Source organism: Micromonospora sp. WMMC415 (assembly GCF_009707425.1).
Taxonomy (GTDB): domain Bacteria; phylum Actinomycetota; class Actinomycetes; order Mycobacteriales; family Micromonosporaceae; genus Micromonospora.
The window spans coordinates 4,869,029-4,884,730 of the sequence record NZ_CP046104.1; the positions used below are offsets into that span (position 1 = coordinate 4,869,029).

13 protein-coding genes are annotated in these 15,702 nt (G+C 71.7%); 4 read left to right on the plus strand and 9 right to left on the minus strand.

Annotated features, from left to right (window positions below; translation table 11 throughout):
* Nucleotides 1-22: 22 nt before the first annotated feature.
* The 9 genes from GKC29_RS22990 to GKC29_RS23030 all read right to left on the minus strand — a co-directional run bounded on the left by GKC29_RS22990 (nucleotide 23) and on the right by GKC29_RS23030 (nucleotide 12,062).
* The gene (locus GKC29_RS22990; RefSeq protein WP_155332789.1) at nucleotides 23-1,039 is read right to left on the minus strand and encodes a branched-chain amino acid ABC transporter permease; all 1,017 of its coding nucleotides are present in this window, start codon (nucleotides 1,037-1,039) and stop codon (nucleotides 23-25) included.
* The gene (locus tag GKC29_RS22995) at nucleotides 1,036-1,917 is read right to left on the minus strand and encodes a branched-chain amino acid ABC transporter permease (protein ID WP_155332790.1); all 882 of its coding nucleotides are present in this window, start codon (nucleotides 1,915-1,917) and stop codon (nucleotides 1,036-1,038) included. The genes GKC29_RS22990 and GKC29_RS22995 overlap by 4 nt, the downstream gene beginning before the upstream one ends.
* Nucleotides 1,914-3,173, minus strand: a complete 1,260-nt coding sequence (locus GKC29_RS23000) for an ABC transporter substrate-binding protein (RefSeq protein ID WP_155332791.1) — start codon at nucleotides 3,171-3,173, stop codon at nucleotides 1,914-1,916. The genes GKC29_RS22995 and GKC29_RS23000 overlap by 4 nt, the downstream gene beginning before the upstream one ends.
* Before the next feature lie 45 nt (nucleotides 3,174-3,218).
* Nucleotides 3,219-3,911 carry an ABC transporter ATP-binding protein gene (locus GKC29_RS23005; RefSeq protein WP_155332792.1) on the minus strand — a complete coding sequence of 231 codons (693 nt, stop codon included), beginning with the start codon at nucleotides 3,909-3,911 and terminating at the stop codon, nucleotides 3,219-3,221.
* Nucleotides 3,898-4,659: an ABC transporter ATP-binding protein gene (locus tag GKC29_RS23010; protein WP_155332793.1), complete on the minus strand. Its 762-nt coding sequence runs from the start codon at nucleotides 4,657-4,659 to the stop codon at nucleotides 3,898-3,900. Before GKC29_RS23010 ends, GKC29_RS23005 begins: the two co-directional genes overlap by 14 nt.
* A 354-nt stretch (nucleotides 4,660-5,013) precedes the next feature.
* Nucleotides 5,014-6,051 carry an aminotransferase class V-fold PLP-dependent enzyme gene (locus GKC29_RS23015; RefSeq protein WP_155332794.1) on the minus strand — a complete coding sequence of 346 codons (1,038 nt, stop codon included), beginning with the start codon at nucleotides 6,049-6,051 and terminating at the stop codon, nucleotides 5,014-5,016.
* 68 nt (nucleotides 6,052-6,119) lie between these two features.
* A complete protein-coding gene (locus GKC29_RS23020; protein ID WP_155332795.1) occupies nucleotides 6,120-6,671 on the minus strand; it encodes a hypothetical protein in 552 nt (183 codons plus the stop codon).
* Nucleotides 6,672-6,732: 61 nt separating this feature from the next.
* Nucleotides 6,733-10,266, minus strand: coding sequence for a DNA polymerase III subunit alpha (dnaE, locus tag GKC29_RS23025; protein ID WP_155332796.1), 3,534 nt, complete (start codon nucleotides 10,264-10,266; stop codon nucleotides 6,733-6,735).
* A 203-nt stretch (nucleotides 10,267-10,469) separates the two neighbouring features.
* Entirely contained in the window at nucleotides 10,470-12,062 is a 1,593-nt protein-coding gene (locus tag GKC29_RS23030) for a LamG domain-containing protein (RefSeq protein ID WP_196255693.1), read from the minus strand.
* Nucleotides 12,063-12,234: 172 nt separating this feature from the next.
* On the opposite strand from GKC29_RS23030, the gene GKC29_RS23035 reads away from it, so the two are divergent.
* The 4 genes from GKC29_RS23035 (at nucleotide 12,235) to GKC29_RS23050 (ending at nucleotide 15,700) form a co-directional block, all read left to right on the plus strand.
* The gene (locus GKC29_RS23035) at nucleotides 12,235-12,576 is read left to right on the plus strand and encodes a PadR family transcriptional regulator (RefSeq protein ID WP_155332798.1); all 342 of its coding nucleotides are present in this window, start codon (nucleotides 12,235-12,237) and stop codon (nucleotides 12,574-12,576) included.
* Nucleotides 12,573-13,520, plus strand: a complete 948-nt coding sequence (locus GKC29_RS23040; protein WP_155332799.1) for a permease prefix domain 1-containing protein — start codon at nucleotides 12,573-12,575, stop codon at nucleotides 13,518-13,520. The genes GKC29_RS23035 and GKC29_RS23040 overlap by 4 nt, the downstream gene beginning before the upstream one ends.
* Before the next feature lie 201 nt (nucleotides 13,521-13,721).
* Nucleotides 13,722-15,002 (plus strand): sensor histidine kinase, encoded by a 1,281-nt coding sequence (locus GKC29_RS23045; RefSeq protein ID WP_155332800.1) that lies wholly within the window; start codon nucleotides 13,722-13,724, stop codon nucleotides 15,000-15,002.
* The gene (locus tag GKC29_RS23050; protein ID WP_155332801.1) at nucleotides 14,999-15,700 is read left to right on the plus strand and encodes a response regulator transcription factor; all 702 of its coding nucleotides are present in this window, start codon (nucleotides 14,999-15,001) and stop codon (nucleotides 15,698-15,700) included. Before GKC29_RS23045 ends, GKC29_RS23050 begins: the two co-directional genes overlap by 4 nt.
* Nucleotides 15,701-15,702 lie beyond the last annotated feature (2 nt).

Genomic DNA, 15,702 nt, shown 5'->3' on the forward strand with positions numbered 1-15,702 from the left:
CCGGATGCGCCCTACGCGGGATTCACTTGCGGCGGGATGTCCACCAGCGCAGGGCCAGCGCCGACGCGGTGCCCCAGATGCCGCGCCGGAACAGCAGCACGACGAGGACGAAGATGCCGCCGGTCACCAGCCCGATCGCCTCGAACCCGGAGAACGACAGCCAGTCCTCCAGGCGGACCACGATGCCCGCCCCGAGCACACCGCCCCAGAGGGTGCCGATGCCGCCGAGCACCACCACGATCACCGCCTTGCCGGAGGTAGTCCAATGCAGGACCTCCAGCGACACGAAGCGGTGGCCGACGGCGAACAGGCCGCCGCCGAGGCCGGCGATGAAGCCGGAGAGCACGAACACGGTCAGCTTGTAGCGGTGCACCGGATAGCCGAGCGCGCGGGCCCGGGCCGGGTTGTCCCGGATGCCGACCAGCACCCGACCGAACGGCGAGTGCACGACCCGCCAGGCGCCCGCCAGGCCGAGCAGCACGATCGGCAGGATCGCGTAGTAGAAGTAGTAGTCGTCGGACAGGTCCAGCCCGAACAGTTCCCGCGGCACGCCCTGCAGGCCGTTCTCGCCCTGGGTCACCGAACGCCACTCGTTGGCGACGTAGTAGACCATCTGGGCGAACGCCAGGGTGACCATGGCGAAGTAGATGCCGGTGCGCTTGACCGCCAGGTACCCGATCGGCACGGCGAGGACCGCGGCGGCGAGCGCCCCGGCGAGCACGGCCACCGGGAACGGCAGGCCGGCGTGGATCGCCACCAGGCCGGTCACGTACGCCGACGCCCCCCAGAACGCGGCGTGCCCGAAGGACATCAGCCCGGTGAAGCCGAGCAGCAGGTCCACCGCGACGGCGAACAGCGCCCAGCAGAGGATGTCCACCGCGACCGCCGGGTAGAGACCGTTGGGCAGCCAGAGCGCTACCACCAGGGCCACCGCGAGCAGCGCGTACCGGACCCAGCCGGGAGCGCGGGCGACGGTGACCAGCCCGGACGGTACGGCCGGACGGGAGGCGTCCGCCTTGGTGTCCACGGTGCTCGTCATGCCGGTGCCTCCTCACGGCCGAACAGCCCGGCCGGACGCCAGAGCAGCACGGCGGCCATCACGATGAAGACGATCGTCTGGGACACGATCGGGAAGGCGGACAGGTACGCCTCACCCCACGCCTGCACCAGGCCGATGCCGAAGCCGGCGGCGACCGAGCCGAAGATCGAGCCCAGCCCACCGATCACCACCACGGCGAAGACCACGATGATGAGGTCCGCGCCCATCAGCGGGTTGACCGCCCGCATCGGCGCGGCCAGCACGCCGGCCAGCCCGGCGAGCCCGATCCCGAAGCCGAACACCGGGGTGACCCAGCGCCCGACGTTGATGCCGAACGCGCGGGTCAGCTCCGGCCGCTCGGTCGACGCGCGGACCACCATGCCGACCCGGGTACGGGTCAGCGCCCACCACACGCCGACGCAGACCGCCACGGCGAACCCGAGGATGAACACCCGGTACGTCGGGAAGTCGAAGAGCCCGAAGTCGACCGACCCGCTCAACGCGGACGGGGTCTCGTACGGGCTGGACTGCACGCCGTACCGGAGCTTCACCAGGTCCTGGAGGATCAGCGTGAGGCCGAAGGTGAGCAGGAAGTTGTAGAGCGGGTCGAGCCGGGTGAGCCGGTGGATGAAGGCCCGTTCGAGGGCCATGCCGAGCAGCGCGAGCCCCAGCGGCATGATCACCAGCGCCGCCCAGAACGGCACGCCCGCCTCGCTCAGCAGCACGTAAGCGCCGAACGCGCCGAGCATGTAGAACGCGCCGTGGGCGAAGTTGACCACCCGGAGCATGCCGAAGATGACCGCGAGCCCGAGGGCGAGCAGGGCGTAGAACGCCCCGCTCACCAACCCGTTGAACGCGTTCTGGAGAAAACCGGTCACAGCTTGCAGTCCGGGGACGGGGTGCGGAACGCCTCCGCGGCCGGGATGGTCTTCAGGATCTTCACGTAGTCCCACGGCTCGGTGACCTCGGACTGCGGCTTCACCTGGGCCAGGTACGCGTCGTGGATCACCCGGTGGTCCTCGGCGCGGATCTTGCCGTTGCGCAGGAAGACGTCGTTGACCTCCTTGCCCTCCAGCTCCTTGACCACCGTGTCGGCGTCGTCGGTGCCGGCGGCCTGCACGGCCTCCAGGTACTGCATGGCGGCGGAGTAGTTGGCCGCGTGCGCGAACGACGGCCGGGTGCCGGTCTCCTTCTGGAACCGGTCGGCGAACTCGCGGTTCTGCTGGTCGAAGTTCCAGTACCAGGCGTCGGTGTACGTGGTGCCGGCCAGCGCCGCCGGGGTGAGCGAGTGGATGTCGGTGATGAACATCAGCCCGACGGCCAGCCCGACGCCCTTGTCCCGGAGCTTGAACTCGTTGTACTGCTTGACCACGTTGACCAGCTCCGCGCCGGCCTGCATGGTGCCGAGCACGTCCGGCTTCGGGTTCAGCGTCGGCGCCTTGAGCAGGAAGGTGGAGAAGTCGCCGCTGGTGTTCGGGAACGGCGCGCCGTCCTTGCCGACGACCTTGCCGCCGGCGGCGGTGATCGCCGTGGAGAAGCTCTTCTCCATGTCCTGGCCGAAGGCGTAGTTCGGGTAGAGGATGTACCAGTTCTTGCCGACCTGCTCGGTCGTGGTCTTCCCGGTGCCGTTGGCCAGCATGTACGTGTCGTACGCGTAGTGGAACGTGTACTTGTTGCAGCTCTTGCCGGTCAGGTCGGTGGTCGCCGCGCCGATGTTGAAGTAGAGCTTCTTCTTCGCCTTGGCCACGTCGGCCACCCGCAGCGCCGCCGACGAGGTGGGCACGTCGAGGATGATGTCGGCGCCCTGCCGGTCGTACATCTCCTGGGCCTTGCTGTTGGCCACGTCCGGCTTGTTCTGGTGGTCGGCGGTCTCCACGGTGATGTCCTTCGCGACCGCCTTGTCGCCGTGCTTGGCCTTGAAGTCGGCGATGGCCATCTCCACGGCCTTGACCGAGTTCTTGCCGGACAGCTCCGAGTACGCGCCGGACTGGTCGTTGAGCACGCCCAGCACGATCTTGCCCCCGGTCAGCTTCTCGTCGCCGCCCGACTGGGGACCACCGCCGCCGCAGCCGGCGACCACCATCATCGCGGCCGCCGACGCGGCGGCCACACCCACCGTCCTACGCATGCTCATCCCTTTCGTCCGCGCGGCGCGCGGGGTCGGTCGTCGGTAGAGAAATCAGATGCCGAGGTACGACAGCAGTTCGCGTTCCCGCGACCGCACCTCGGAGTTGTCCATCGCCTCCGCGATGCGCCCCTCGGCCAGCAGGTAGTGCCGGTCGGCGACGCCGGTGGCGAAGTGCAGGTTCTGCTCGACCAGCAGCACGGTCACGCCGTGCTTCTTGGCCTCGCGCAGGAGGTCGCCGACCTGCTGCACGAGCAGCGGCGAGAGCCCCTCGGTCGGTTCGTCGCAGAGCAGCAGCCGGGCGCCCATCCGCAGCACCCGGGCCAGCGCCAGCATCTGCTGCTCGCCACCGGAGAGCATGGTGGCGGCCGAGTCGCGCCGCTCGTACAGGGCCGGGAACGCCTCGTACACCCGCTCCAACGACCACGGGTCGGGCCCCACCGTCGGCGGCAGCGTCAGGTTCTCCGTCACCGTCAGCGTGGCGTAGCTGCCCCGGTCGTCCGGCACCCAGCCCAGCCCGAGCCGCGCCCGCTTGTACGCCGGCAGCCTGCCGACGTCCTTCCCGTCCAGCTCGACGGTCCCCCGTTGACCGCCGTGCAGGCCCATCACGCAGCGCAGCAACGTGGACTTGCCGGCGCCGTTGCGGCCGACCAGCGTCACCACCTCGCCGGCCTGCACCTCCAGGCCGACCTCCCGCAGCACCTGCGCCTCGCCGTACCAGGCGGACAGGTTCTCAATGCGCAGCATCAGCGGCTCCCAGGTAGGCGGTGATCACGCGCTCGTCGGTGCGGACCTGCTCGTACGGGCCCTCGACCAGGACCTTCCCGGCCTGAAGGACGGTGACGGTGTCGGCCAGCCGCCCGACGACGCTCATGTTGTGCTCGACCATGACGACGGTCCGGCCCTGCCGGACCCGGCCGATCAGGTCGACGGTGCGATCGACGTCCTCCAGGCCCATGCCGGCGGTCGGCTCGTCCAGCAGCAGCACCTTCGGGTCGAGGGCGAGGGCGATCGCGAGCTCCAGCGCCCGCTTGCGCCCGTACGCCAGGGCCTCGGCGGGCGCCTCGGCCAGGTCGGCGAGCCCGACCATGTCCAGCAGTTCGGCGGCCCGGTCGGTGTAGCGCCGCATGAGCTTCGCCGATCGCCAGAACCGCCAGCCCAGCCCGCTCCGGCTCTGCAACGCCAGCTCGACGTGCTCGCGTGCGGACAGCTGCGGGAAGAGGCTGGTGATCTGGAACGAGCGCGCCACGCCGAGGCGGGCGACCTGCTCCGGGGCCAGCCCGGTGATGTCCCGGCCGTCCAGCTCGATCCGCCCGCCGCTGGGCGCGAGGAACCCGGTGAGCAGGTTGAACAGGGTCGTCTTACCGGCGCCGTTCGGGCCGACCAGCGCGTGCACGCTGTCCGGTGCCACGTCGAGGTCGACACCGTCGACCGCCCGGAAACCCCGGAAGTCGCGGGTCAGCCCGCGAGCCGACAGGAGCGCTTGCCCGGCCATCGCCACATCCTCCGCAGTTCTGGCGCGACGTCCGGTTCGGTGACCGTGGTCACAGGGCCGTCGCGTGCAGGAAACCTACGGCCGGGCCGCCGAACGCAGCCATGTTGACGGCCCACATAATCCCCGGCCCGGAACCGGGCCCGACAGCCACCTCGACCGCCGGCCGGGTCATCGAGGACGGTGACTGTGTGCGCTCCCGGCCGTGCCGGCGTGGGCCGCCCACATCCCACGCCGGCAACCCGTCACGACGTGCCCGCGGCGCGTGGACGCAGCGTGCACGACGTGCCCGCGGCGCGAGGGCGCAGCGCGCCGGGCGTGCCGGCGGCCGTGGACGCTACGTGGCGGCCGGGGTGGTCACCCCGCGAGGGCGTCGAGGGCCAGATCGACGTCGTCCGTCGTGGAGTACAGGTGGAAGGACGCCCGGACCCGGCCGGCCCGGACCGCCGCCCGCACGCCGGCCCGTTCCAGCTTCTCCTGCGCGCCCGGCACCTCCACGGTGACGATCGCGCTGTCGCCCGGCGGCCGGCCCAGGCCGGCGAGGAACCGGTTGGCCAGCGCCACGTCGTGGGCGTGCACCGCCGGCAGCCCGATCTCCGCCAGCAGCTCCAGGGCCGGGGCGGCGCCGACCCAGCTGAACCAGGCCGGGGAGATGTCGAAACGCCGAGCGTCGTCGGCCAGCCGCAGCGGCGGCCCGTAGTAGGCGGCGTGCGGGTCGGCACCGGCGTACCAGCAGGCGGCGTCGGGGCGCATCCGGTCGCGCAGCTCCGGCGCGTAGTACGCCAGGGCCACGCCGCGCGGGGCCATCAGCCATTTGTACGCGGCGACCACCACCGCGTCGGCCCGGGAGGCGTCGAACGGGAGCCAACCGCAGGCCTGGGTGGCGTCGACCGCCACGAGGGCGCCGTGCGCGCGGGCGGCGGCCACGATCTCCTCGTACGGGGCCACCGTCCCGTCGGACGACTGCACCAGGCTGAACGCGACGAGGTCGGTGTCGGCGTCGATCGCGTCGACGAGACCGGCCAGCGGGACCGTGCGGACGCGGACCCCGCGCTGCTCCTGCACCAGCCAGGGGAAGAGGTTGGAGGTGAACTCGACCTCGGGGACCAGCACGGTCGCGCCCGCCGGCAGCGCCGCCGCCACGGGCGCTACCAGCTGCGACGCGGTGCTGCCGACCGTCACGTCCGCGACGGCCACCCCGACCAGCCGGGCGAACGCGGCGCGGGTCCGTGACGTGGCGATGTCCCAGCTCTCCCACGCCATCCGCCCGACCCGCCAGCCGGCCAGCGCCTCCTGCAACGCCTCCCACGCCGGGTCCGGCGGCAATCCGTAGGTGGCCGTGTTCAACCAGCCGGGCTGGGGCTGCCAGAGCTGCTGCGCCTTCTCGATCTCCACCTCACCGACGCTAACCGGGCGACGGCGGCCCGAGGAGGACCAATCACGCGCTGCTGGCCCGCGCCGGGTCACCTCTCGATCCGCACGTCCTGCAGGGCACGACTGCTGCCGGCCATGGCGAACACGATCTTCGGGCCGCAGCACATCCCCGGTGTGACGACGAACGTCATGACGAAGGACCCGTCCGTTCGGGTGACCACGTTGCGGGTCAGGTCGGAGCCCTGGCTGACGGTTACCTCCGTCAGGGCGGGAAAGCCGGTGCCGGTGACCGTCACCGTGTCACCGACCCGGACGCTGGTGGGTTCCAGAACCAGGTTGGTCGGGATGCGTGAGCCCGACGGTGTGGGCGTCGCTGCCGGGTCAGGACCGCCGGACCCAGGCCCGCCGGCCGGAACGGACGGACCGGGCGGGGTGCTGGCGCTGGGTGATGCCTCCTCCGACCCGCTCGGCGGCTGCTGCCGGGCCGTGTGGAGTGCCACCCCGCCGGCGATCACGGCGGCCAGCACCACCGCGGCGGCTCCGATGAGGGCCTGCACCACCCCGTCGGAGAGCCGGCCCCACCCGCGCGCCGACGACCCGCCCGCGGCGGGCCGGGCGCCCCGGGCTCGACGAGCAGCCATCTCGCCCTCCCCGGCCTATCGATCTGCGTCGAATGATAGCCGAGCTGGGGGCCGGCCGCCGTCAGCTGACGTTGGCCGGGCCGAGGACGCTCTTCAGGTCACCCATCAGCGCGGTGGTGGCCGCCACCCGGAACGGGCCGAGCCGCAGCGTGGTCACCTTGCCGCCGTTGAGCAGCTTGACGTGCACCTCGGTGTCGCCGGGGTGCAGCACGAGCGTCTCCTTGAGGCGTTCCACCAGTGGCGGCGTGCACCGGTGCACCGGGATGGTGAGCGTCACCGGCTTGTTGGCCGGGTTGCTGCTGATGTCCGGCATCGACATGTCCATCGCCATGATCCGCGGTACGTCGTCGCGGCGGTCGACCCGCCCCTTGACCACCACGATCGCGTCCTCGGCGATGTACTGCCCGATCACCTCGTAGGTGTTGGGGAAGAACAGCGTCTCCACGCCGCCGGCGAGATCCTCCAGCGTGGCCGACGCCCACGCGCGGCCCTGCTTGGTGACCCGGCGCTGCACACCGGAGAGGATTCCGGCGAGGGTCACCACCGCGCCGTCCGGGACGGTGCCCTCCTCGGAGAGCGCGGCGATCGTGCAGTCCGCCGCCGCGCCGAGCACGTGCTCCAGGCCGAACAGCGGATGGTCGGAGACGTACAGGCCGAGCATCTCGCGTTCGAAGGCGAGCTTGTCCCGCTTGTCCCACTCCCCCTCGGCGATGGTCGGCATCACCGTGGTGCTGGCGGGGGCGTCCGTGTCGCCGAAACCGGCGCCGAACAGATCGTACTGGCCGACCGCCTCCTTGCGCTTCACGTCGGCGTACGCGTCGATGGCATCGGCGTGCACGGCGAGCAACCCCTTGCGCGGGTGCCGCAGCGAGTCGAACGCACCCGCCTTGATCAGCGATTCGATGGTCTTCTTGTTGCAGACCACCGCGTCCACCTTGGACAGGAAGTCGTAGAAGTCGGCGTACGCGCCCTTCTCGTCACGGCAACGCATGATCGCGCTCACCACGTTGGCGCCGACGTTGCGGATCGCGGCGAGGCCGAAGCGGATGTCCCGGCCGACCGGGGTGAACGGCCCGGCCGAGTCGTTGACGTCGGGCGGCAGGACCTGAATGCCCATCCGGCGGCACTCCGACAGGTACAGCGCCATCTTGTCCTTGTCGTCGCCGACGGACGTGAGCAGCGCCGCCATGTACTCGGCCGGGTAGTGCGCCTTCAGGTACGCGGTCCAGTACGACACCAGCCCGTACGCCGCGGAGTGCGCCTTGTTGAAGGCGTAGCCGGCGAACGGCACCAGGACGTCCCACACCGCCTGGATCGCCTGGTCGGAGTAGCCGCGCTCGCGGCAGCCGTCCCGGAACGGGATGAACTCCTTGTCCAGGATCTCCTTCTTCTTCTTGCCCATCGCCCGGCGCAGCAGGTCGGCCTGGCCGAGGCTGTAGCCGGCGAGGATCTGCGCGGCGCGCTGCACCTGCTCCTGGTAGACGATCAGGCCGTAGGTGGGGGCCAGGATCTCCCGCAGCGGCTCCTCCAGCTCCGGGTGGATCGGGGTGATCTCCTGGAGCCCGTTCTTGCGCAGCGCGTAGTTGGTGTGCGAGTCGACGCCCATCGGACCGGGCCGGTACAGCGCCAGCACGGCCGAGATGTCCTCGAAGTTGTCCGGCTTCATCAGCCGTAGCAGCGAGCGCATCGGCCCACCGTCGAGCTGGAACACGCCCAGCGTGTCGCCGCGGGCCAGCAGGTCGTAGGCGGGCTTGTCGTCCAGCGGCAGGGCCAGCAGGTCGAGCTTGGTGCCGTGGTTGAGCTCGATGTTCCTGACCGCGTCGTCGATGATGGTCAGGTTGCGAAGGCCGAGGAAGTCCATCTTCAGCAGCCCGAGCGACTCGCAGGTCGGGTAGTCGAACTGCGTGATGATCGTCCCGTCGGCGTCCCGCCGCATCAGCGGGATGTGCTCGATGATCGGCTCGGCGGACATGATGACGCCGGCGGCGTGCACACCGGTCTGCCGGATCAGCCCCTCGATGCCGCGCGCGGTGTCGATGACCTTCTTGACGTCCGGGTCCGACTCGTACAGCCCGCGGATCTCGCCGGCCTCCGCGTAGCGGGGGTGCTTCGCGTCGAAGATGCCGGTCAGCGGGATGTCCTTGCCCATGACGGCCGGCGGCATCGCCTTGGTGATCCGGTCTCCCACCGCGTAGGGATAGCCGAGCACCCGCGCCGAGTCCTTGATCGCGGCCTTCGCCTTGATCGTGCCGAAGGTGGCGATCTGCGCGACCTTGTCCTCGCCGTACTTCTCGGTGACGTACTGGATGACCTCGCCGCGACGCCGGTCGTCGAAGTCGATGTCGACATCCGGCATCGAGACCCGCTCGGGGTTGAGGAACCGCTCGAAGATCAGGCCGTGCGGGATCGGGTCCAGGTCGGTGATGCCGAGGGCGTAAGCGACCAGCGAGCCGGCGGCCGAGCCACGGCCCGGACCGACGGCGATGCCCTGGCTCTTGGCCCACTGGATGAAGTCGGCGACCACGAGGAAGTACGACGGGAAGCCCATCTGGATGATGACGCCCAACTCGTACTCGGCCTGCTTGACGTGCCCCTCCGGGATGCCCTGCGGGTAGCGGCGGGCCAGGCCGGCGAACGTCTCCTTGCGGAACCAGGACTCCTCGGTCTCCCCGTCGGGCACGGGGAAACGCGGCATGAGGTTGTGGAACTCGAACATGCCGGCCGGGTCGACCTTCTCCGCGACCAGCAGGGTGTTGCGGCAGCCCTCCAGCCAGAGGTCGGACGTGTCGACGCCGCGCATCTCCTCGGCGGACTTGATGTAGTAGCCGCTGCCGTCGAACCGGAACCGGTTCGGGTCGGCGACGTTCGCCGCGGTCTGCACGCAGAGCAGCACGTCGTGCGCCTCGGCCTGCGACTCGTGCGTGTAGTGCGAGTCGTTCGTGACCACCGGCGGGATGTCCAGTTTGCGGGAGATCTCCATCAGCTCCTGGCGCACCCGGCGCTCGATGCTGATGCCGTGGTCCATGATCTCCAGGAAGTAGTTGTCCTTCCCGAAGATCTCCTGGTACCTGGCCGCGGCCTTCAACGCCTCGTCGTACTGGCCCAGCCGCAACCGGGTCTGCACCTCACCCGAGGGGCAGCCGGTGGTCGCCATCAGGCCGTCGGCGTGCTCGGCGAGCAGTTCCGCGTCCATCCGCGGCCACTTGACGAAGAAACCCTCGGTGTACGACCGGCTGGTGAGCTTGAACAGGTTGTGCAGGCCGGCCTTGTTCCGCGCCCAGATCGTCATGTGCGTGTAGCCGCCGCTGCCGGAGACGTCGTCGCTCTTCTGCTCCGGGCGGCCCCACCGCACCCGCTGCTTGTGGAACCGCGACTCCGGCGCCACGTACGCCTCGATGCCCAGGATCGGCTTCACGCCGGCGGCCATGGCCTGCTTGTAGAAGTCGTTCGCGCCGTGCATGTTGCCGTGGTCGGTCATCGCGACCGCCGGCATCCCCTGGCGGCTGACCTCGGCGAAGAGGTCCTTGAGCCGGGCGGCACCGTCGAGCATCGAGTACTCCGTGTGCACGTGCAGATGCGCGAACGAATCGCCCATGCGTGGCGCCCCCCGGGTTGTGGATCAAGCGGTGTCGGAGTCGACCGACCTACCCTACCGACGCCGGCTGACGGCCTCCACCGTCCGCGCCGGAGGTGGTCCGCATCTCGCCGCGGCCGGCGAGGGCCCGGCCGGCGGGGGCGGCCAGGACGCGGCCGGCGAGGGCGCGGGCACCGCCGGGATGCCCGCGCCCTCGCCGGGTGTCAGACCCGCTGGGCGACGAAGAGTGCCGCCACGTCCGCCGAGCTCATCGCGCCCTGGTACGCGCCCAGGTCGTCCACCTGGCCGTAGAGCCACCCCTCGGGGCCGGCCGCGGTGCTCACGCGCCCGACCACCAGGGAACCGGTTGCCTGCCGGGGCTGCCCGGCGGCGTCCAGCGCCACCGTGCGGACGAGGGTGCCGTCGACGTGGAGCAGCACCTGCCGGTGGGCGGCGTCGAGCACCACGACCAGGTGGTGCCACAGGTCGGCGTCGGCCGCCGGGGCGGTCGCCTCCGTGGCGGCGCCGCCGGGCGCGCCGGCGCCGTCCGCCGGAACCACGAGGGTCCAGCGTCCGCCGTCGACCGGCTCCCAGCCGAGGCGCAACGCGTGACCGCCGGCCGCGTCCTGCGACACCACGGTCTGCGCGCCGCGGGACGGGTCGAGCCGGACCCAGGTGGCGAGGGTGAACGACTGGTCGGTACGCAGCACCGGCGCGTCCGCCCAGACCGGGTTGCCCGGCTCACCCCGGTTGGCCTGGCTGCGGGCGTACTCCCGGGTGGTCTCGCCGTAGTGCGGATCCGACGGGTCGTCGATCCAGTGCGTCCCGTCCAGTGCGAGGACGCTGCCCTGCCGCCCGGCGTCGACATACGACCCTTGGGTCAGGTAGAGCTGACGGTCGAACGCGGTGCTGTCGGGCGCGGAGCAGAGGGTGGGGTCGTCGATCGACTCGTCGTAGCACGGAATCGCGTTCTCGAAGTTCCACTTGCCGACCTGGACCGGCCGCAGGAGGCCCGGCTCGTCGAAGCCGCCGGACCCCGGGTCGGAGGCGCGCCAGCCGGTGAAGTCCTGAGCGACGAGGGTCCGGTCGTACACCCGCACGTCGGCCAGATTGCCCCGCCACCAGGTGGCGTCGCCACGACCCAGCCGGAACTCGCCGGCGGGGTGGTTGACGGCGGTCACCCGGAACTTGGTCGCCTCGGCGACGCCGTCAACCCAGAGGGTGAGGGTACGCGCGGCGGCGTCGTGGACCACCGCGACGTGGGTCCAGAGGCCGACCCGCGGCGCCGACGTGGACCGGGCGACCGACCACTTGGCGCCCTTCCCGGTCTTCGTCGGCATCCGGACCTGCCACCGGTTGGAGGCCTTGTCGTAGCCCACGGAGAGCGTGGCGTGCCGCGAACCGGCCTTGCTGACGAAGTCCCGGCTGACGGACGCGTCGGTGAGGCGGACCCAGGCGGCGACCGAGAAGGTGCCGGCGCTGTCCAACGTGGTGGGCGACGCGGACAGGTACGACGACGCGCCGTCGAACGCGGACGCCTCTCCCCCGACCAGCCGGGCGTCCTGCTCCCAGCCGAGGCCCACGGGCGTCAGTGGGCTGTCACCGCCGACGGCGGGCTGGTTGTCGGCGAGGGCCTGCTCCCGGGTGATGCCCGGATACGTCTCCACCGACCAGAACGCGGTCGCTGGGGCCGGACGGTCGATGGTGGTGCTCCCGCGCGGTGCCGCCTCCGCGGCACCGGCGGGCAGGAGGGCGGCTGCCACCGCCATGGCAAGTGTGCTGGTCCGGGCACGGCCGGACGAGAAATAGCTGGTCATGACACCTTTCCCCGCTGAAGTCCGGCCGAGCTGTCCCGAGGGGATCCACGCGCGTCCGGCCGGTCGCCGGGTCAGTGTCACAGGGCGGTGCAAGCACCGCCACCCCGCAGTCACCTGGGCACAATGATGTCCGGCTGGACAATAGTGTGTGGCGCACAGTAGCGTGTGATGCATGGTCAGCGAAGAGATCCTCCGGACCCACCTCCAGGAGCTGCGCCGGGGCACGGTCGTGGTGGCGAGCCTCGTCGTCCTGCGCCGCCCCGACTACGGCTACGCGCTGCTGCAACGCCTGACCGAGCACGGCTTTCCCGTCGATGCCAACACGCTCTACCCGCTGCTGCGCCGCCTCGAGGACCAGGGGCTGCTGACCAGCGAGTGGAACACCGAGGAGAGTCGGCCGCGCAAGTTCTACCGGACCAGCCCCGACGGCGAGGCGGTCCTCGACCGGCTCCTCGCCGACCTGTCCGCCGTGCAGACCTCCATGACCGCCCTGCTCGAAGGAGTGGACCGATGACCGCCCTGACCGACCGCTACGTCGCCGCGACCCTGCGCTCGGTGCCCGCCGCGCGCCGCGGGGAGATCGCCACCGAGCTGCGCGCCTCGATCGAGGACATGATCGAGGGCCGGACAGCCGCCGGGGAGGACACCGCCTCCGCCGAGCGGGAGGTGCTCACCGAGCTGGGCGACCCGGCGCAGCTCGCCGCCCGGTACGCCGACCGGCGGCTCCAACTCATCGGCCCCACCTACTACCTGGCCTGGCAGCGGCTGCTCGTCACGTTGCTCAGCATCATCCCCGGCATCGTCGGCGTGGTCGTCGGCGTCGTGGAGGCCACCGCCGGCGACAACCCGGGCGGCGCCATCGGGGCCGGCATCGTCGCGGCCTTCCAGACCGCCGTGCAGATCGCGTTCTGGGTGACGCTGGTCTTCGCGGTGCTCGAACGGCTGGGCACCCCGCTGAACCTGCCCGGCTGGACCGTCGACGACCTCCCCGACGAGCCCGTCGAGCGGGACGTCCCGCTCACCGACACGTGCGCCTCGCTCGTCGCCCTGGTCCTGACCGCCGCGTTCCTCGTCTGGCAGCACTTCCAGACGCTGGTCCCGGCCGACGGTGACCGCCTGGCGATCCTCGACCCCGCACTGTGGACGTCCTGGCTCCCGGTCCTCCTCGCGGTGCTGGTCGTCAGCGCCGGCCTGGAGATCACCAAGTACCGCGTCGGCCGCTGGACCTGGCCCCTCGTCGCGCTCAACGCCCTGCTGCACCTGGCGTTCGCGGTGCCGGCGGTCTGGCTGCTGCTCACCGACCGGCTGTTCAACCCCGAGTTCGTCGCCCACATTCCGTGGCTGCGCGACGGCGACAATCTCGAGACGCTCGCGAACGGCGTCGCGATCGGCACCGTGGCCGTCGTGCTCTGGGACGTCGTCGACAGCGTGGTCAAGGCGCTACGTGCCCGCCGCTGACACACCCGGTCCCGGCGGCGCATGATCGACTCGATGCCGGCGGCATCGCGGTGTCCCGCCGCCGTAGATCACGCGATGCCGGCGGCACGGAGTGGATCACACCGACCGGGCGAACGCCGTGCCGCCCCGCCCGTCGGCCGGCGCGGCGGCCAGGTGGGGTTCCGGGCGGGCACCGACCGGATGGATGAGATCCTGACCAGAATGAGCACGGCGGCGGGTGAGGACTGGCGGCGGCCCGGGCCGACGCCTGAGCAGCAGCGGCGCGACGTCTACGTGGGGCTGGCGGTGACCGTGCTCGCCCTGGTCAGCCTCACCCTCGCCCGCAGCACCGGGGCGTTCGTCCTGGGCCCGCCTCCGTCGGTGGCGGAGCAGGTCCTCTGGACCGTCGCGGCCACTCTGCCGCTGATCTGGCGGCGACGCTTCCCCGCCACGGTCACGCTGGTCGTCTCCGGCGCGTTCATCGCGGGGCAGGCCCGTGCCGCACCGGAGTTCCAGGTGACCTCGGGCGCGCTCTTCGCCGCCCTCTACACGCTCGGCGCGTGGGGCCGGGACCGCCGCCTCGCACGGCGACTGCGGATCGGCGTGATCGCCGCCATGTTCGTCTGGCTCGGCGTCTCGTACGCGATCAGTGTCGCCCGCATCCCGCCCGACGCGTTCGCCGGCGCCGTCGGGCCGGTCCCCCCGGTGATCGCGATGATGGTCAACGGGGTGCTGCTCAACGGCCTGTTCTTCGGGTTCGCGTACGTCTTCGGGGAGACCGCCTGGCTGGCCGCCCGCCGGTCGCACGACCTCCGTACCCAGGCCGAGGAACTTCGCCGGTCGCAGGCCGAGGTCCGCGAGCACGCCGTCGTCGGCGAGCGGGTCCGCATCGCCCGGGAACTGCACGACGTCGTCGCCCACCACGTGTCGGTCATGGGCGTGCAGGCGGCCGCCGCCCGCCGGGTCCTCGACCGGGACCCGACCAAGGCCCGCGCCGCGCTGAGCGCCATCGAGGAGTCGGCGCGCACGGCGGTGGACGAGCTGCGCCGGATGCTCGGCGTCCTGCGCGCCCGCGACCGCGAGCCGGTGGGTGTCGAGCAGCCCGCCGGGATCGACCAGGTCACCGCGGTGGTCGACCGGGCCCGGGAGGCGGGGCTCCGGGCCAGCCTCGGGGTGTACGGGGACCCGGTGCCGCTACCGGAGTCGGTCTCCCAGGCCGCGTACCGGGTGGTGCAGGAGGCGGTGACGAACGCGCTGAAGCACGCGACCGGGGCGACCGTGCTGGACGTGCGGATCCGTCACCTGGCGCACGACGTGGAGGTGGACGTGACCGACGACGGACGGCCCACCGGCCCGCCCAATCCCGGCGGGATGGGCCTGGTCGGGATGCGCGAGCGGGTCGCCACCCACGGCGGTGTGCTCGAGGTCGGCCCACGCGCCGGCGGCGGCTGGCGGGTACGGGCCCGCTTCCCGCTGCCCGCCCCGGCGGAGCGCCCGGCATGAGCGCCGAGGCGACGGCCGACCGGCCGATCCGGGTGCTGCTCGCCGACGACCAGCACCTGGTCCGCACCGGGTTCCGGGTCATCCTCGAGGTGGAGGACGACATCGAGGTGGTCGGGGAGGCCGCGGACGGCGAACGGGCGGTGGGCATGACCCGGGCGCTGCGCCCGGACGTGGTGCTGATGGACGTGGAGATGCCCGGCGTCGACGGGCTGGAGGCCACCCGGCGGATCACCGCCGACGCGGACCAGTCGGGCGGGCCGGCGGTGCTGATCCTCACCACCTTCGACCGGGACGACTACCTGTTCACCGCGCTGCGCGCCGGGGCGAGCGGGTTCCTGCTCAAGAACGGCACTCCGGAGGCGCTGGTCGAAGCGATCCGGGTGGTGGCCCGCGGCGAGGGGCTCATCGCCCCGGAGCTCACCCGGCGGGTGATCGCCACCTTCGCCCGCTCCGGCGCCGCGGCCACGGCGGGGACGGCACCGGAGGAGGCGCTGCGGGGCCTCACCCCCCGGGAGCGGGAGGTGCTGGTCCTGGTCGCCGGGGGCGCGAGCAACGCGGAGATCGCCGCCGGCCTGCACCTGGGCGAGGCGACGGTGAAGACGCACGTCAGCCGGGTGCTGACCAAACTCGGCCTGCGCGACCGGGTCCAGGCGGTGGTCTTCGCGTACGAGCACGGGGTGGTACGCCCCCGCGGATGATC